Below are 17,765 nucleotides of genomic sequence, written 5' to 3' on the forward strand. Positions count from 1 at the left end.
GTAGCTGAAGAGGCCTTCTGGTGGGACTGTGACGACGGCCGAAGAAAAGTCCCGGCGGCTGTACTGACAACCCCGGGACCTGGTCCGGAACCCGTGCTTCTCACGACAACAGGTACGAACATGAACCAGGCTATCCCTCGTCAGTCCACCCCGGAAGGCGTTCCCGGCCGCCGAACGCTGACGCTCCAACCGCCCTGGCGGATGCGGTTCGAGGACTCCGACCGCTGCGGCATCGTCCTGGGCAGCGACCCCCGCCATGTCGGGATCGCCCGGGACTGGGCCTACCGCAACGCCCGCTCTCCGCGCCGTGCGGCCTTTCCGCTGGTGCTGGCCGTGAGCCTGCTGGTCACCAACGCGCAGCAGCACAGCCGGTCCGGCGACCCCGGCGGCACCGTCCGGGTCACGCTGCACCGCAAGCCCCACACCTACACCCTGACGGTCACCGACGACGGACCCCGGTCGGACCAGCCCATCCGCTTTCCGCGTCCGCGAAAGCCCACGGAACCGCTGGAGGCCACCGGCAACGGGCTGCTGATGCTGGACGAGCTGTCGGTGTCCTGGGACTGGACGGGCAACGCGGGCGAATCCCTGACGGTGCGCGCCCTCATCGATCGCGCCGGGCACCAGTGGACCGGGGCTCCCACCACCGAGGCCTGAGGAACGGCACTGCCTCGCGCCACGCCCACCCGCCGAACACGGAAAGCGCCTCATGCCCGACTACAGCTACCTCCTCGACGGCCGCCCCGACGTTTTCACCCCCGGCGAAGTCGCCCAACTGTTCAACATCCGCCCCCGCAGCCTCCACCGAGGCGACTGGGACCGCGTCCTCCGACCTTTCCGCACCCCGGGCGGAGCACGCCGCTACCCCAAGGAACACATCGCAGCCCTCCTGGTGCAGCCGGATGAATCCGTCTCCACCCCGTAGCGCCGCCACGAGCCGGTCCGCGCGTCCGCGACGGCCCGCCGTCCCGGCCGAGAACCCGTGCGAGGCGCGGACTCGGCGGCACGGCGAAAGCTCCCCGGTTCCGCGGACACCGTCCGAGTGGAACTGGTGGAACCCCGCGCTGACCTGGTGCGGGGTATCCGAAGCAAGGAAGGAACTCCCCATGTCCTCCACGAACCTCACGACACTGCTGGAGTCGCCCGACGGCGAGTCCCGTGCGCAGATCGCCCGCCTCGGTGACGCCTTCCCCCTGGACCCCTCGACGGCCGTCTTCGAAGCCAGCGACGAGCCTCCGACCGGGGTCCGGCCCTGGGGGCTACGGCGCGCAATCACCCCGAAGCCGCGCCCCGAGGTGGCCGCAGCGGTGGACCGCTACGTCTACGACCCCGTGACCCAGCGGGGTGTCGACCGCCTCACCGGAGCACCGGCCGTGGGCAAGCGCTCCAGCGGCACCAAGGAGACCACGGGCGAACCCGACAGCGCGCGGCCGAGCACCGAGGAAACCACCACCGACTGATGGCCTCCTCCGCAGCACGGAAGGCGGTGCTCGTCCTCACCCACACCGAGGACGCCACCGCCGACCCCGTGATCCACCACCTGTCCGAACGCGACGTGCCCGTCGTGCGCATGGACCCCGGCGACTTCCCCGCCTCGATGACGGTGGAGGCCGCCTTCGACGGGAACTGGCAAGGAGCGGTGCACGACGCCTTCCGCGGCGTGGACCTGGGATCGGTACGGGGCGTCTACTACCGGCGCCCCTCCCAGTTCACGTTGGCCGAGGGCATGTCCGGCCCCGACCAGCGCTGGGCCTACCGCGAGGCCCGCATGGGTTTCGGCGGTGTCCTCCTGGCGCTGGACTGCCTCTGGATCAACCAGCCGTCACGCATGAGCGCGGCCGAGTACAAGCCCGTCCAGCTCGCGGCGGCGGCCAGGGTCGGGCTGAGGGTGCCGCGCACGATCATCACGAACGTGCCCGGCCACGCCGCCGACTGGGCCGCCGGTATCCCGGGCCCCGTCGTGTACAAGCCGGTCGGCGGCGCGCTGCACGTCGAACAGGGCCGTACACGGATCGTCTACGCCAGCGCCGTCGCCGCCGTGGAGGAACTCCGCGACCCCGCCGTGGGCCTGACCGCCCACTGCTTCCAGGAATGGGTGGACAAGGCGTTCGAGGTCCGTCTGACCGTCGTGGGCCAGACGATGTTCGCCGTGGCCATCCACGCCCGTTCCCATGCCGCGCACATCGACTGGCGCAGCGACTACGACGCCCACCGGTACGAGGTCGTCGGCATCCCCGACGACGTCCGCTCCGGCCTGGAGCGCTACATGCGCGCCTTCGGACTCGTCTGCGGCGCCGCCGACTTCGTGGTCTCACCCGACGGCGGGTGGACCCTGCTGGAGGTCAACCCCAACGGCGAGTGGGGATGGCTCGCGGACCGCTGCGGTCTGCCCATCGGGCAGAGCATCGCCGAACTACTGGAGAAGGGACAGATGTGACCGGAGTTGTGCACGAACCCTCGTCCGCACTTGTGGACCGTCTGGTCGAGGAGGGCGCGCTGGTGCCCGGCGACCGCCTCACCGAGGCGTTCCGACGCGTGGACCGGGGCGTGTTCGTCCCGGCCTTCGCCCTGCACGAGGAAACCCCGCAGGGTGCGCGTTACAGGCTCCTGTCCGGTGAGGACCCCGACCAGCGTGAGGAATGGGCCCGCCACGTCTACGCCGACGAGACGCTGACCATCGAGATCGCCGGAGAACCGGTGACCGACGCCCTGCCCGGGGGACGCGGTACCGGCCGGTGGACCAGCTCCTCCACGATGCCCAGCCTCATGGCGCGGATGCTCCACCAACTCGACCTGGACGGCGGCCCCCGCGTTCTGGAGGTCGGAGTCGGTTCGGGGTACAACGCGGCGATCCTGTGCGAGGTGCTGGGTTCGGACCGGGTCACGAGCATCGACATCTCACCCCGTCTCGTCTCCGACGCCGCCCGACGCCTCTCCGCCATGGGATACACACCTGTCGTGGCCGAGTACGACGGGCACAAGGGCTTCCCCGACCGCGCTTCGTACGACCGGATCGTCAGCACCACGGCCTTCACCCACGTTCCGCCGGAGTGGATCACGCAGGTGGCCCCGGGCGGGAGCATCCTCGTCAACATCGCGGGAGGCACCGGAGGCGCCATGCTCGGACTCCGGGTGCGCGACGACCACACGGCTCAGGGGCGCTTCCTTCCGCAGTGGGCCGGGTTCATGCCCGCGCGGAGCAGCGTTCCCCGTCGGCGCGTCAGCGTGGACGACGCGGGGGAACGGAGCACGACCACGCTGAATCCGGCGCTCGTTCGCGGGGAACCGGCCATGGCGTTCCTCGCGCAACTGGCCACAACGGACGCCGACACCGTGGTCAGGACGGCCGTCACCGGAGCGGACTTCCTCTTCATGGAGGGCGCGGACGGGGCCTGGGCCGAGATCGACATGGACGCGGACGAGGGCCGCTACCCGGTGGTCCAGGGCGGTCCGCGCCGTCTGTGGACGCGGGTGGAGGAAGCGCACCGGTGGTGGCTCGCCAACGGTCAGCCGGACTGGAGCGCCTTCGGCGTCACCGTCACGCCGGGGGACCAGCACGTGTGGTTCGGTTCGGCGGAGAGCGACCAGCGCTGGCCGCTACCGCTCCCGTAGGCAACACCCTCCCTGTTCTGGAAGGGGCCCGACTCAGGGACATCAGTGACCTCCTCCTCTCCCGAGACAACGCCTGACCTCCACCAGGCGTGGCGTCACGCGGTCGCGGCCCTGGGCCTGGCCGTGTTGCCTCGTGCCGCACTGCACCACGGAGTGGGTGGCCGGACCCTCAGCGGACCGGTCGCCCACAACTACGGAGCCCCGGCACGGCTACGCTGAGTACTGGCGCGCTCGCAGCGCCCTGCCGGTCGCGCTCTCACAGGAAACACTGGAGACCCCCACATGAGCATCCCCTCCGAGTGGCACAAATCCACTTACAGCGCCAACGGGCATAACTGCGTGGAGGCGAGGGAGCACGTCGGCGGTGCGGACGTGCGTGACTCACAGAATCCGCACCTCGGGCACTTCACGTTCTCTCCCGCTGAGTGGACGAACCTCCTCCAGGACATCAAGGGCGGCTGAACCCCCGATCGCCCACAACGGCGGAGGAAAGCACGAGCGCGACGACAAATGACCGACCCCGAAGACCTCCTGTCCCGCCTCGTCGGGGAGGTCGCCCCCTCCCCGGCCTGGCGGGACACCTTCGAGCGGGTTCCCCGCCACCGCTTCATCCCCGACCGGATCTGGATCGAGGACGGAGACGAGCTGACAACCCTCGACAGGTCCGATGACCCGGACGGGTGGTTGCGTGCCTGCTACGCCGACCGGCCGGTCATCACCCAGATCGACGATGGAGACCCGACCGGGCGCGGACACAGTTCCTCGTCGGCGTCCATGCCGAGCATCGTGGCGCTGATGCTCGACGCCACCGACCTCGCAGCCGGTCAACGGGTGTTGGAGATCGGCACCGGAACCGGGTGGAACGCCGCGCTGCTCGCTGACAGAGTCGGCGCCGGAAACGTGACGTCGGTGGAGATCGACCCGGCCGTGGCCGCGCGGGCCGAGGAGAACCTGGAGGGCCACGGTGTCCGTGTGGTCGTCGGGGACGGTGAGAAGGGGTATCCGCCCGACGCCCCCTACGACCGGGTGCTGGCGACCGCAGCGGTCCAACGGGTTCCCTACGCGTGGGCGGAGCAGACGGTGCCCGGCGGGTGGATCGTGACCCCGTGGGGAACGAGCTTCCACAACGGCACGCTGCTCCGCCTCCGGGTCGGCGCGGACGGAACCGCGTCCGGGAGGTTCGGCGGGAACGTGGGCTTCATGTGGGTGCGCGGCCAGCGGACGCCGCACGGCACGCTGGAAGAGCGCGTCCGTCCCGAGCACGAGTACATGGAGACGACCACGGACCTGCACCCGTACGAGCCGGTCGGTGACTTCGACGCGAGCTTGGCGATCGGTCTGCGGGTTCCCGGCATGAAGGACCTGCTGGTCTTCGACGACGACGTGCCGGGCAACCCGGACTACACGGTGTACCTGATGGACCCCGGTTCGGGCTCGTGGGCCTCGTGGCGGATCCGGTCCGGCTCTCATGAGTTCGGGGTTCGCCAGCACGGCCCGCGCCGCCTCTTCGACGAGCTGGCCGGGGCCCACGCCTGGTGGCGGGAGGCGGGCCGCCCGGAACACTCCCGGTTCGGCGTGACCGTGACCAGCGGGGGCCAACGCGTGTGGTTGGACGACCCCGACAACGTCCTTCCCGCGGGGCAGAGCGCCGCCGGACGAACGGAGAACGGCCAGGCCTGACCGGAGTCGTATCCGAACCCTCGTCCGCGCTTGTGGACCTTCTGGTCGAGGAGGGCGCGCTGGTGCCCGGCGACCGCCTAACCGAGGCGTTCCGACGCGTGGACCGGTGCGTCTTCGTCCCGGCCTTCGCCCTGCACGGGGAAACCCCGTGGGGCGCGCGCTACAGGCTCCTGTCCGGCGGGGACCCCGACCAGCGTGAGGAGTGGGTCCGCCACGTCTACGCCGACGAGACGCTGACCATCGGGATCGCCGGAGAACCGGTGACCGACGCCCTGCCCGGGGGCGCGGGTGGAGGAAGCGCACCGGTGGTGGCTCGCCAACGGCCAGCCGGGCTGGAGCGCCTTCGGCGTCACCGTCACGCCCGGGGACCAGCACGTGCGGTTCGGTTCGGCGGAGAGCGACCAGCGCTGGCCGCTGCCGCTCCCGTAGGCAACGGCCCCCTCCGGTTGGGGGCCGGTGTGTGCACTGCCGCCGCGCGGAACGGCTGAGGTCACAGGGAAGGGGCGGCACTCCGTGGAGGAGTGCCGCCCCTTCGGGCCCTCTCAGCCGCTGTCCCGGTTCCCGGGGATCAGGGCTGGAACTCGGTGATCGTCTGGGCGATGCCGTCCTCGACCTCGACCCCGGCCAGGACGACGGTCCCGTCCTTCAGCTCGGCCTCGAACTCCTCCATGTCGCACTCCACGGTCCCGGTCATGTCGTCGTTGGGGACCTCGGGTGCGCAGGTGTACAGGCCGCCGAGGATCTCGGTGTCCTCGGTGACGTAGAACGCCTGGTCACCGACGAGGTACTCGTACGGAGCCAGGTGCACGACCTCGCCGGAGAGGGTTCCGGTGAACCCGTCGGCGCTGGCCTCCACACCCTGGTTCCCGGCTCCTTGCTGCTCGGCGGCCGCCGCCGGGCTGAAGCCGGTCGCACCGAGGGTGAGCAGGCCTGCGGAGAGAACGGCCAGCGCGCTCGTGCGGATGTCGCGATTCATCGTGTTCCTTTCCTATGGGGAGCGGTGTGTTAATTGACTCACCAGGGATTGGGGGATGAGTGCGTTATGTGTCGACTTTCCCCTAGTCGGGCTGCTCAAACACGTGTCGAGGATATCGGTGAAATCCTGGGGCGCTGCAGTGGCGTCGTTCCAGGGAGATCAGAGATTCCGCCATGAAATTTCAAGGGTTGATCGTGCAGGGTTGGTTTGTGTTGTCCGGGTGAGGGAAGGATGGCCCTTCGCCTGTTCGGTATCGCTGTCTGTGCAGGCTGGCTCGACCCCAGGTGTTCCGTGGCCGGGAGGCCTCGCAGCCGGTACCCATGATCAATGGCGGGAGCTAAATATCCCGTTAGCCGTCGCTGGTTCCCCCGATTTGTCCACGGCGGGGCGGCCGCCTCCTATCGGCGGACGCATGAGTCGTGTAAATCGACCCGTTCGCCTTGGATGCTTGTTCGGGCTCCGCGGTTCTCCTTTCCGGGAGAATGCGCGGATTCTCCCGGGCGGGCCCGGCGGGTCCGCGCCGCCCGAACACTCCTCGGGGAACCCCCGGCCTTCCGCCCGCGGTCGACCGCCCGCGCCGCGCCCGTTCGGCGTCCCGGCGCATCCGTCCCCGGCCCGTGCGCTCCCGGCGCGCTCGTATCCTCGGACCCGGACCCGTCACCCGAGGTGGAGAGCGACGACGCGATGCTGGAGATGCTGCCCGGACTCGTCCGGATCTACGAGGAGTGGGCGGACCGTTACCCCGACGTGCAGCCGCTGACCATCCAGTTCCCGCCGGACGGCAAGTCGGACAAAGGCCTCGACGGGGTGCTCGCCTACCCCCTGGACGGCCACTGGCTGCTGGTGTCCTTCGGCCTGACCGAGCTGGGGGAGAAGACCAGCGGGGAGCCCCGCGTCTCCGGGTCGGGCTTCGAGTTCACCTGCCGCCTCCCGCGCGAGGACGGCGACGAGGCCGTGCCCGCCTGGATTCTGCGCGTCATGCACGCCCTGGCCGACCGCTTCATCGCGGGCAGCGACCTGGACGTGGGCCACTGGATCGTCACCCCGTCCCCGCTCGGCGGCGAGCCCGCCAACGGCGACATGACCTCGCTGGTCATCGTCCCCGACACCGAGGTCCGCGCCATGGACACCCCCAACGGGATCGTCCTCTTCTTCCAGCTCGTCGGCCTGCTGGCCGAGGAGGGCGAGGCGATCCAGCAGGCGGGGACCGCCGCGCCGCTCGTCGCCCTCCTGCGCGACCGCGACCCGAGGATGGTCACCGACCCCTCGCGCGAACCCGTCCGCCTCTGAGCCCGAGGCCGACGGGCCGCCACCCGCAGCGGTTGGCGGCCCGCACGTTGTCATCCGGTCAGTGCCCGGAGCCCCGTTCCCGCCCGATCGCGGCGCCGATCTCGCCCACCCGGTCGGCCAGCAGGCCCATCGCGCCGATGGCCCTGGTCATCGGGTCGTCCTCGGCGCCGCCCAGCGCTCGGCCGCGCCGGAAGGCCTCCTTGACCTCCGTCCACCGGGCCTCCTGCTCGGGGGTCATGACCCCGCGCAGCTCCGCGAGCTTGAGCAGGTTGGCCTCCGCGCCCGAGGTCAGGGTCTGCGCCTCGCCCAGGTAGTGGTCGTCGATCACGGCCTCCACCTCGGCGTCGTTCATGACCGGCACGATCCGCTCCGCCAGCCGGTTCATGTTGCGGTACGAGCCCTGGAGCCGGAACGGCGGCTCGGTGCGCGCCTCCTCCGACTGCGCGGCGGAGGCGATGTAGGCCGCGTTGTTGGTCATCACCACCTCCTGCACCCGCAGCAGCTTGCGCAGCACCGACACGATCCGGTCCACCTCGACCGCCGAGTAGGGGTGGTCGAGCTGGTCCGCGCCCACCGAGTCGTCGCCCCGCGCCATCCGCACGAACCGGTACACGTCATCCCTGCTCCGCGTGGACAGCGGGGCCAGGGTCGGGTTCGAGGTGAGCGCGTTCTCGACGTAGCTCAGCGCGAACAGCTCCTCCCTGCCCGCCAGCACGTCGCCCAGGTTGTACACGTCGGCGCGGTTGGCCAGCATGTCCGGAATCCGGAACCGCTTGCCCTGCTCCGTGTACGGGTTGCCCGCCATGCACACCGCGAAGCGCTTGCCCCGCAGGTCGTAGGTCCGGGTCCGCCCGTTCCACACCCCCTCCATGCGCCGCTGGCCGTCGCACAGCGAGATGAACTTCTGGAGCAGCTCGGGGTTGGTGTGCTGGATGTCGTCCAGGTACAGCATCGTGTTGGCGCCCATCTCCAGCGCGAAGGAGATCTTCTCGACCTCCTGGCGTGAGGTGGCGTCCGGCGCCTCGTCCGGGTCCAGCGAGGTCACCGCGTGCCCCAGCGCTGGCCCGTTGACCTTGACGAACACCAGCCCCAGACGGCTGGCCACGTACTCCATGAGCGTGGTCTTGCCGTAGCCGGGCGGGGAGATGAGCAGCAGCAGGCCGCTCTGGTCGGTGCGCTTGTCGTCCCCGGCCGCGCCCAGCTGCTTGGCCAGGTTGTCGCCGATCAGCGGCAGGTACGCCTCGTCCAGGAGCCTGTTGCGGACGAACCCGCTCATCACCTTGGGCCGGTACTCCTCCAGCCGCAGCCGCTCGCGCTCGGCCGCCACCAGCTCGTTGCGGCGCCGCTGGAAGTCCCGGTAGGCGGGCACCTCCTCCAGCCGGAACCGGCGGGTGCGCGGCAGGAACTCGTCCAGCCGCAGCTCCAGGGAGCGTTCGCGCACGCGCGGGTGCGACCCCAACAGCCCGTCCACGTCCTCCGCGACGGCCGCCGACGACTCGTACCGCTCCACGGCGGCGCCGGTCATCTCGATCGCGGCGGCCTCGGGCAGGTCGCCCGGGTCCACCTCCTCCAGGGTGGTCGCGAACGCCTCCAACCAGGCCGCCACCAGCTGGTGGCGCGCGTTCAGGTCGCCGTCGAGCGCGCGCAGGTCCTCCTCGAAGGCCCTGCGCGTGCTCTCCCGCGCACTGCCCACCGCCCGGTGGAACCGGTCCAGCAGCAGACGGGCGCCCGCGCCGGTCACGAACCCCCGCTCCCCGGGCCCCTCCGCCGCGATCTCCTCGAACAGGTACTCGCCCACCAGGTCCAGGTCGGCCTCCTGGTGGAGCCCGGTGTCGGTGAGGAACCCGTCCACGGCCGCCGCCAGCTCCGCGCGCAGCGCGTCCACCGCGGCCGACCCGCGCACCCCGAACACCTCGCGGGCCCGCGCCAGCGAACCGGCCCGGGTCCGCCACGCCGACCGCCGCTCCTCGTCGGCGCCGAAGGCCCAGAACACCTGCGCCGCGGCACGCGTTCCGCCCGGGTACCGCAGCAGCCCGGCTCCCGCGCGCAGCCGCAGCAGCACCGACAGGATCCGCGCGGCGTCGTGGTCGTGCACGCCCCGCTCGTAGCCCTCGTCGTAGCGGGCCTCGGCGAAGCCGCGCACCAGGTCCGGCAGCGACGACCCGTCCTGCGCCCCCGCCCCCGTCTCGCCCGGTCGCTCGGGCGACGCCCCGCCCCGCGCACCGACCTCCGCCTCGGCCAGCCGCTCCGGCGTCAGCCCCTGCGCGCCCTCCTCGGCCGCGGCCAGGACCGACGCGGCCAGGTACTCGGCCCGGTACACCTGCGGACTCTCCGACACCAGCACCCGGTCCCACAGGTGCCGGGTCCGACCGAACCCCTCGTCGGTGACCGGCGCGCGGAAGTCGGTGCCGGTGATCGCCACCGACATCTCCCCGCCGTGCGGGGTGAGGGTGAGGTCGATCGGCTGGGTGTTCACGGCGAAGCGGTGTCGGCCCAGCCGGATCGTCTCGCCGCCCGCGCCGCCCTCGAACAGGTCGGCGCGGTCCCGCAGGGCCCGGCCCGCCTCCTGCCGGGCGGCCAGCACCTGCCCGTCCAGCTCCTCCGCGCGCACGGTCTCGCCGAGCGCGCGCAGCTCCTCGGAGGTGCGCCGCAGCCGCGCCACCATCGCGTCCGACGCGAAGTAGGTGTTGACGTCCTCCAGCGTGTCCAGAGTCGCGACCCGGCGCTGAACGCTCTCCAGCACGCGGGCGGCCGACGACGCCAGGCGGTCGGCCCGCCGCGCCCGCTCGTCCACCAGCCCCTGCTTGCGGGTGGAGAACGCCTCGTACACGTCCTCGCGCTTGTCCGCCAGCTCCCCGAGGAAGTCGTCGAACTCGGCGAACCGCGTCTCCAGGTTCTCCAGCTGGAGCATGATCCGCCCCAGCTGCTCGTCGCACCGGTCCGGGGTGTCGGCGGCGGCCAGCGCCCCCGTGATCGCCTGCCCGAGCAGGGCGAACTCGGCGGCGAACTCCGCCCGCCCCTCCAGGGCGAGCAGTTCGCCGCGCCGCGCCTCCAGCGTGGCGCGCGCCCGGTTGATCCCGGCCATCACCTCGCTGACCCGCTCCAGGATGCGCGTGCGCACCTGGGCGTCGCCGATGTCGAGCGAGCCGACCACCTCGGTGACCACCTGGAGGCCCTCGGTCTGCTCGGCGATGCGCTCGCCGACCGCCGTCGCCGCGCTGACCGCACCGATGCCCTCGGCGTCGGCGACCAGCCGCTCCACCTCGTCGTGGTACCCGGCGAAGGCGTCGTCGCGCTCCAGGAAGGCCACCGTGCGGCGGCCGGTGGCGTCGATCTCCTCGGCGAGTCCGCCGTCCAGCTCCTCCAGGCGGTCGGTGTCCACGTAGCGCATCTCGCGCAGCGTGGCCGCCCGGCCCTGGGCGCGGCGCAGCCCGGTCAGCCGCGCCACCCAGCCCTCCGCCGTGCGCGGGGCCTCCCCGCGGGCGGTGCGGATGAGCGAGGCCGCCTCCTCCTCGGCCCCGGCCAGCGTCTCGGCGGCCTGCCGGGTCAGGGTCTGGACGGTCTCGAACTCCTCCAGCACCCGCGCGGCGGTGTCGCGCACCTGCGACAGGGGCGCCGCCAGGTCGCCCAGCTCCTCCTCTCCCAGCCAGTGGAACCGGTCCGACACCCGGCGGCAGGCGGCCATGAGCGCCTCGAACACCTCGGTGGAGGGCCGCATGTCCTCGGCCATGCGCGCCACCGACAGGCACTCGGACACGCCCCGCACCAGCTCGGCGTTGCCGATCCGCTCCAGCGGCCCGGTCCCCACCGGCTGCGCCGCCGCGTACACGTCCGACGCGTACGGCGTCTGCCACACCTGCATCGGGTGCACCCGGGTGGGTTCGCCCGAGTTGTCGCGGAACACCGTCATGGTGCCGTCGTCGAACAGCGAGTACCCGTGGCAGACGATCGGGGTGGCGACCTCCTTGCGGATGGTGTTGTAGGGCAGCAGCAGGCTGCGGCCGTCCGCGCGGGAGTGGAAGACGTAGAGCACGTCCTCGCCGTTGGGCGAGCGCACGACGCGCTCGAACTCCAGGTCGGTGACGTCGGTGTCGAAGGTCCGCGCCACCCCGGTGGCCAGGTAGTAGCCGCCGGGGAAGATCAGCCCCTGGTCGTCGGGCAGGCGCTGGCAGGACTGGCCGATGCCGTCGAGGCGCTCGACCTCCTTGGTGCGCGTGTTGAAGACCAGGTGGCGCCACTCGGTCTCGTTGTAGGGCAGCACGCGCAGCAGGATGAGCGGGCCCACCCGCGCGTGGTGCACCGACGCGTCGGCCAGGCTCTGCAACGGCTCGTCCACGGGCTCGCTGTAGACGCCCTCGCCGACCTCGGTGTTGTTCTCCACCTTGATGGTGAGGTCGCCGCCGACCGTCTCCACGAACAGCTCGTCGAGGATCGAGATGTGCGGGTGGCGGCCCGCCACGTGGTCCTCGCGGGTGGCCTCCACCCACTCGAAGTCGTGCGCGGGCGGGAACACGTGGTCGCGCTCGCCGCGCGCGTCGAGGTAGGCGATCTCGCCCGTCGGCGTCACCGACCACCGCAGCACGCGCACGTCCTCGGTGCGCGGGCCGGTCTGGAACACGGCCAGCAGCCGCTCCTCGACCCGGCGCAGCTGGAGCAGGCGCGCGTCGCGGTAGTACCGGTAGAGCTGGCCGAAGTCCTGCTGGAACCGCTCGTCGTCGAGCAGCCCGGGGACGGCGCCCCCGTCGGCGTTGGCGAAGGCGAAGCCGTCGTCGGCGCGCTCGTAGCGGTGCAGCGAGAACACGTCGGGGACGTGGGTCTCCCGCTGCATGCCGATGAACACGTTGTAGCCGAACAGGATCACGGCGCCGTCGGCGCCGTCCGCGGCCGGACGCCCCACGCTCACGATGTCCCGGGGCACGCAGTTGTGCTCGGTGCGCACGCGCTCGGTGCCGAGCAGGGTCAGCTCGGTGCCGCCGAACACCTCCAGCCGTCGCGCGTTGAGCCGTTCGGTCCGCCGGGCCAGCTCGCCGGTCTGCTCGCGCAGCCGGGCGCGGAGCACCTCGTAGGTGCCCGCGTCCAGCGAACGCGCGTCCCCGGCGTCCGGCCCCTCGGTCTCCTGGGACAGGGCCTCTGTCACGAAGCTTCCCCTACTGCTTGGCGAGGGCGGAGGCGGGCAGCTGGTCCACGCCCAGGGAGCGGGCGGTGCCGAGCAGGCCGTCGAGCTTGTCGGCCTGCGGGCCGCCCGCGCCGATCAGCTTGAGCAGCAGCGCGGAGACGGTGAGGTTCTTGACGTCCTCGGTGGACACCGAGTCCATCACCCTGCGCATGTCCGCGGCGAAGTCACCCTCGCCGTTGAGCCAGTTGCCGCCCAGCGCCTGCACGGTCTTGGAGTTGCCGACGAAGCCGTCCACGGCCTTGCCCAGGCCGATGGAGCCCACCATGCGGTCGAAGAAGGCGCCGTCGCCGCCGACGATGTTGATGTCGGCGTTCTCCAGGCCGGTGGCCAGCACGGTGGCCTGGGCCTCGGCGACCTCGCGCTGCACGTTGATCCCGGCCAGGCGGATCTCCTTCTCGGCCTCCAGACGCAGGCGGTACTCCTCGTGCTCGCGGGTGACCTGGTCCAGGGCGGACATGGCCTCGGCCTTGTCGGTGAGACCGGCGGCCTCGGCGCGCAGCTTCTGCTCCACCGCCTCGGCCTCGACGCGGGCCTTCTCGCTGGCCACGGCGGCCTCGGCGAGGCCGACCTTCTCGATGGCCTCGGCGTCCTGGTGGCGGACCTGCACCTCGGCCAGACCGGCCGCGGCGGCCTCGGCCTGGATGCCCTCGGCGAGGCGGATCTTGGCGCGGGTGTCCAGTTCTGCGGCCTGCTGGCGGGCCTCGGCCAGGGTGAGCTCCTCGGCGGCCCTGTGCTTGGCGGCGGCCTCCGCGGCCTCGGCGGCCTTGATGTCCTTGACCAGGTTCTCCTGGGCCTCGGCCTCGGCCTGGATGATGACGGCCTGGCGGGTGCGCTCGGCCTCCTCGACTGCGCGCAGGCGCTTGATGGCCTCCTCCTGCTCGGCCACGGTGCGGTCCACGGCGATCCGCTCGCGGACGACGTCGGCGACCTCGCGCTTCTCGGCCTCGACCTCCTTGTCCTTGGCGATACGGCTCAGCTCGGTCTCGCGCTCGCGCCCGATGACCTCCAGCAGGCGGTCCTTCTCGATGCGCTCGCTCTCGATGGCGATGACGCGCTCGCGGTTCTTCTCGGCCACCGCGATCTCGCGCTGCTGGTTCTGGTGCTGCACGCCCAGCGCCTCGGAGGTGCGGATGTTGGCGGTCTCGGCCTTGAGGCGCTCCTCGGCCTGCACGCGGGCGGTCTCGGCCTCCTCGCGGGCGCGGATGATCTCGATCTCGCGCTTGGCCTTGGCGGCGGCCTCCTCGCGGCGCTTCTCCAGCTCGGCGAGGGTCTCGGCCGTCTCGGTGTTCTGCCGGTCGAGTTCCTTGCGGCGGTCGTTCTCGAACTCGTTGGTGCGCTTGTGCTCGATCGCGGTGCGCTCGGTGATCTTGGAGATGCCCTGCGCGTCGAGGATGTTGTTGGCGTCGTGCTGGTGCAGCGGGGTCTGCTCCAGCTCGTCGATGGCCACGTCCTCCAGGCTGTAGCCGTTGAGGTCGGTGCCGATCAGGGAGATGATCGCCTGGCGGAACTGCTCGCGGTGCGTGAACAGCTCCTCGAAGTCGAACTGCTTGCCGACGGTCTTGAGGCCCTCGGAGAACTTGGAGTTGAACAGCTCCTGGAGCGTGTCCTGGTGGCTGGCGCGCTCGGTGCCGATGGACTTGGCGACCTTCTTGACGTCCTCCGCGGTCTCGTTGACCCGGACGTAGAAGTACACCTTGATGTCCGCGCGGATGTTGTCCTTGCAGGTCAGGCCCTCGCGGCCGCGCCGGTCCACGGTCAGCGTCTTGAGCGAGATGTCCATGATCTCGGCCTTGTGCAGGACCGGCAGGACGATCGCGCCCGTGAAGGTGACGTGGACGTCGCGGACCTTGGAGATGATCAGCGCCTTGCCCTGCTCCACCTTGCGGAAGAGGCGGGTGACCATCAGGAGCAGGGCGATGAGGACGACGACGCCGACGGCAAGGGCGACGCCGACGGTCAGGAAGGCCGCGTCCGCGGCCTCCTGGCCGTTCGCGGTGGCACTCAGCAACACGTGGGGGTCTCTTTCTGCAAGGGGATGTGCGTAAGAGGGGGGAAAGCGCGTCGGGAGCGGGGGGTACGGCGGCGGGGATCCGGCCCCCGGTCGGGGGCGCTCGACAGATGTGACGCGGCGCGGTCGCGAACGGTTCCGCGTACCACCTTCTACTTGACGGCCGGGAAGCCGCGGATGGAGCGCAGGGGGCGGAGGGGGCGCCTGGACATGGGGTGGAGCGGAGCCCCAAGGAGACGCGTCTCAGCCCTGTCCGGGGTCCAGTGCGGCGTCGAAGTAGGTGACCAGGAAGACGTCCTGCTCGGCGCTGTGGTCGAAGATCAGGGCTGTGCTGCCCACGGGCAGGACCTCGCCGCCGGTGGTGCGCACCGGGATGGAGATCGCGGCGCCGCCCGCGGTGGTGATCTCGGCCTGGCCGAAGCCCTCGTTGGCCTCGCCGATGCGGATCACGCAGGTGCGTCCGACCAGCTCGTTCTTGGAACCGCTGCCACGGCTGGGCAGGAAGCGCTGCACCGACATGACCAGGCCGCTGGTGACCGCCCACGCGGCCACGAGCGCGATCAGCAGGACCACCAGGCCCAGGGCGATGAGCAGGGGGGTGGAGGTGGTGTGGAGGAGGCTGGTCATGATGCTTCCCATCATGCTCACGAACCAGGCGACGCAGACCAGGGAGCTCAGCGCCACGGTGACCGGAACCCTTCCCAGTCCCACGCGGCTCATCAGGGAGTTCAGACCCGCGGCCTCACCCGAGTCGTCCACGCTGTCGAGCGCGTCGGAGCCGGTGGCGCCGACCGAGACGAGCAGCCAGTAGACCGCGACGACGACCAGCAGCGGGGTGAACAGCACGGTCGGGAAACCGAAGGCGGTGTCCAGGAACATCCCCACCCGTCACCCTCCTCCGCGCCGAACCGTGCCGGAACTCTACCGAACCGCCCGCTCCGCGACGCGGGCGGGCGTCCCCTTGACCGTTTGCGGCCACCGGGACGCGTCGCGGACCGGGCGGAAGGACGCGTCACGAACCCGGCGAGCGGTGCGGCGGAGGCGCGGAGAGGATTCCCGAGAAAAAGATCCGGGGAGGTGTCGATCCGGTGCGGTGCCGTTCGACGTGTGGATGAGAGCGGGGGAACGGACCCCCACACCGCACGAGAGGCGAACACCATGCGCTACATGATGTCGATCATGTCGACCGCCGAGTCAGAGGCCGCCGACTACGAGCCCAGCCCGGAGGTCTTCGAGGAGATGGCCGCCTACAACGAGCAGATGGTCAAGGCCGGCGTCCTGCTCGCCGGGGACGGCCTGGCCCCCGCCTCCGAGGCGACCCGGGTCACCTTCAGCAACGGCGCCGCGACCGTCACCGACGGGCCCTTCGCCGAGGCCAAGGAGTTCGTCGCCGGGTACTGGGTCATCCAGGTGTCCTCGCACGAGGAGGCCGTGGAGTGGGCCAAGCGCTGCCCGCACCCGCCGGAGGGCGACGACACCGAGATGAGCCTGGTGCTGCGGCGGATCTTCGACACCGACGACTTCGGCGACGAGATGCCCGAGCACCTCAAGGAGCGCGAGCGCGAGCTGCGCGCCGAGGGGTACTCGCACGGCGGCTGACCCGCCCGTGCCGGTGCGGCCCGCGGTGCTCCGGCGCACCCGCGGGCCGCAGCCCGTTCCGGGCGTCGCGTACGGCCCGCACGGCGGCCGACGACGGCCGCCGCGCGGGCTTGCGGCGGGGTGCCCGTGGTGCTGAGATTGCCCCGTGAGCCACACCGACGCCACACGCGCGGTCGAGGCGGTCTGGCGTATCGAGTCGGCCCGCCTCGTCGCAGCGCTCACCCGCATGGTCGGCGACGTCGGCCTCGCCGAGGAGTTCGCCCAGGACGCGCTGGTCAGCGCACTGGAGAAGTGGCCCGGCGACGGGGTTCCCGACAACCCCGGCGCCTGGCTGACCACCGTCGCCAAGCGGCGCGTGCTCGACCGCTGGCGCCGCGACGAGCGCTTCCAGCGGCACATGGCCGACCTCGGCCGCGAGATCGCCGAGCACGACGGGCAGGCCGAGTTCGACGCCGTCCTGGAGGAGGACTTCGGCGACGACATCCTGCGGCTGATGTTCGTGTGCTGCCACCCGGTGCTGTCCACCGAGGCACGCGTCGCGCTCACCCTGCGCCTGCTCGGCGGGCTCACCACCGAGGAGATCGCCCGGGCCTTCCTGGTGCCCGAGTCCACCGTCGCCCAGCGCATTGTGCGCGCCAAGCGCACCCTGGCCAAGAGGAGGGTGCCCTTCGAGGTGCCCGTCGGCGAGGACCGCCAGGCCCGGGTGGCCTCCGTGCTGGAGGTCGTCTACCTGGTGTTCAACGAGGGCTACACCGCCACCTCGGGCACGGAGTGGACGCGCCCCACGCTGTGCGAGGAGGCCATGCGCCTGGGCCGCGTGCTCGCCCAGCTGTTGCCCGGGGAGCGCGAGGTGCACGGGCTGGTGGCGCTGATGGAGCTGCACGCCTCGCGGCTGCGCGCCCGCGTCGGACCCGGCGGGGAACCCGTCCCCCTGGCCGAGCAGAACCGCGCGCTCTGGGACCGCCTGCTCATCACACGCGGGATGGAGGCCCTGCTCAGGGCGCTGCCGCCGGACCGGAGCCGACCCGGCGGGCCCTACGTGCTCCAGGCGGCCATCGCGGCCGAGCACGCCAGGGCGGTCACCGCCGCCGACACCGACTGGACGGTCATCGCCGGACTGTACCTGGCCCTGGTCCGGGTCACCGGATCGCCGGTCGTGGAGCTGAACCGGGCGGTGGCGGTGTCGATGGCCTCGGGCCCGGAGCCCGCGCTGGAGATCGTGGACGCGCTGCGGGACCAGCCGGGGATGGGCGACTACCACCTGCTGCCCGCCGTGCGCGCGGACCTGCTCGTGCGGCTGGACCGCCGGGCCGAGGCCCGCGCCGAGTTCGAGCGCGCGGCCTCCCTCACCCGCAACGAGCGCGAGCGCTCGCTGCTCCTGGAGCGCGCCCGCGTCTGCGAGGACTGACCGCCCCGGACCGGGG

Annotated in this window: 15 protein-coding genes; 11 read left to right on the forward strand and 4 right to left on the reverse strand. The window is 71.6% G+C overall.

From position 1 onward, the window contains the following. Window positions 1–120: 120 nt before the first annotated feature. The 8 genes from AC0VX6_RS01365 (at window position 121) to AC0VX6_RS01400 (ending at window position 5,721) form a co-directional block, all read left to right on the forward strand. Window positions 121–657, forward strand: a complete 537-nt coding sequence (locus tag AC0VX6_RS01365) for an ATP-binding protein (protein ID WP_274975860.1) — start codon at window positions 121–123, stop codon at window positions 655–657. A 52-nt stretch (window positions 658–709) separates the two neighbouring features. Then, window positions 710–925: a hypothetical protein gene (locus AC0VX6_RS01370; protein ID WP_475467200.1), complete on the forward strand. Its 216-nt coding sequence runs from the start codon at window positions 710–712 to the stop codon at window positions 923–925. Window positions 926–1,106: 181 nt separating this feature from the next. Next, entirely contained in the window at window positions 1,107–1,460 is a 354-nt protein-coding gene (gene tgmA / locus AC0VX6_RS01375) for a putative ATP-grasp-modified RiPP (protein WP_475467202.1), read from the forward strand. Beyond that, entirely contained in the window at window positions 1,460–2,437 is a 978-nt protein-coding gene (gene tgmB, locus AC0VX6_RS01380) for an ATP-grasp ribosomal peptide maturase (protein ID WP_475467203.1), read from the forward strand. The genes tgmA and tgmB overlap by 1 nt, the downstream gene beginning before the upstream one ends. Further along, entirely contained in the window at window positions 2,434–3,612 is a 1,179-nt protein-coding gene (gene tgmC / locus AC0VX6_RS01385) for an ATP-grasp peptide maturase system methyltransferase (protein WP_475467204.1), read from the forward strand. Before tgmB ends, tgmC begins: the two co-directional genes overlap by 4 nt. A gap of 282 nt (window positions 3,613–3,894) precedes the next feature. After that, on the forward strand, window positions 3,895–4,074 hold the full coding sequence (locus AC0VX6_RS01390) for a DUF397 domain-containing protein (RefSeq protein WP_475467206.1): 180 nt from the start codon (window positions 3,895–3,897) through the stop codon (window positions 4,072–4,074). A 48-nt stretch (window positions 4,075–4,122) separates the two neighbouring features. Beyond that, window positions 4,123–5,292, forward strand: a complete 1,170-nt coding sequence (locus AC0VX6_RS01395) for a methyltransferase domain-containing protein (protein WP_475467208.1) — start codon at window positions 4,123–4,125, stop codon at window positions 5,290–5,292. A 288-nt stretch (window positions 5,293–5,580) separates the two neighbouring features. Next, on the forward strand, window positions 5,581–5,721 hold the full coding sequence (locus tag AC0VX6_RS01400; RefSeq protein WP_212641853.1) for a hypothetical protein: 141 nt from the start codon (window positions 5,581–5,583) through the stop codon (window positions 5,719–5,721). 139 nt (window positions 5,722–5,860) lie between these two features. Here the strand turns inward: AC0VX6_RS01400 and AC0VX6_RS01405 are convergent, their stop codons facing one another. After that, window positions 5,861–6,268, reverse strand: a complete 408-nt coding sequence (locus AC0VX6_RS01405; protein WP_212641852.1) for a hypothetical protein — start codon at window positions 6,266–6,268, stop codon at window positions 5,861–5,863. Window positions 6,269–6,952: 684 nt separating this feature from the next. Between AC0VX6_RS01405 and AC0VX6_RS01410 the strand changes: the two genes are divergently transcribed. Then, window positions 6,953–7,558: a suppressor of fused domain protein gene (locus tag AC0VX6_RS01410; RefSeq protein ID WP_475469235.1), complete on the forward strand. Its 606-nt coding sequence runs from the start codon at window positions 6,953–6,955 to the stop codon at window positions 7,556–7,558. A gap of 58 nt (window positions 7,559–7,616) precedes the next feature. Here the strand turns inward: AC0VX6_RS01410 and AC0VX6_RS01415 are convergent, their stop codons facing one another. The 3 genes from AC0VX6_RS01415 to AC0VX6_RS01425 all read right to left on the reverse strand — a co-directional run bounded on the left by AC0VX6_RS01415 (window position 7,617) and on the right by AC0VX6_RS01425 (window position 15,627). Beyond that, on the reverse strand, window positions 7,617–12,695 hold the full coding sequence (locus AC0VX6_RS01415; protein WP_475467210.1) for a DNA repair ATPase: 5,079 nt from the start codon (window positions 12,693–12,695) through the stop codon (window positions 7,617–7,619). A 10-nt stretch (window positions 12,696–12,705) separates the two neighbouring features. Then, the gene (locus tag AC0VX6_RS01420; RefSeq protein ID WP_274975867.1) at window positions 12,706–14,745 is read right to left on the reverse strand and encodes a flotillin family protein; all 2,040 of its coding nucleotides are present in this window, start codon (window positions 14,743–14,745) and stop codon (window positions 12,706–12,708) included. A gap of 240 nt (window positions 14,746–14,985) precedes the next feature. Then, a complete protein-coding gene (locus tag AC0VX6_RS01425; RefSeq protein ID WP_274975868.1) occupies window positions 14,986–15,627 on the reverse strand; it encodes an OB-fold-containig protein in 642 nt (213 codons plus the stop codon). Between the two features lie 273 nt (window positions 15,628–15,900). On the opposite strand from AC0VX6_RS01425, the gene AC0VX6_RS01430 reads away from it, so the two are divergent. Together AC0VX6_RS01430 and AC0VX6_RS01435 are read left to right on the forward strand one after the other, a co-directional pair. Further along, on the forward strand, window positions 15,901–16,341 hold the full coding sequence (locus AC0VX6_RS01430) for a YciI family protein (RefSeq protein WP_274975869.1): 441 nt from the start codon (window positions 15,901–15,903) through the stop codon (window positions 16,339–16,341). A 145-nt stretch (window positions 16,342–16,486) separates the two neighbouring features. Next, entirely contained in the window at window positions 16,487–17,749 is a 1,263-nt protein-coding gene (locus tag AC0VX6_RS01435) for an RNA polymerase sigma factor (RefSeq protein ID WP_475467212.1), read from the forward strand. Window positions 17,750–17,765 lie beyond the last annotated feature (16 nt).

This window comes from Nocardiopsis sp. iso_25 (assembly GCF_056173305.1).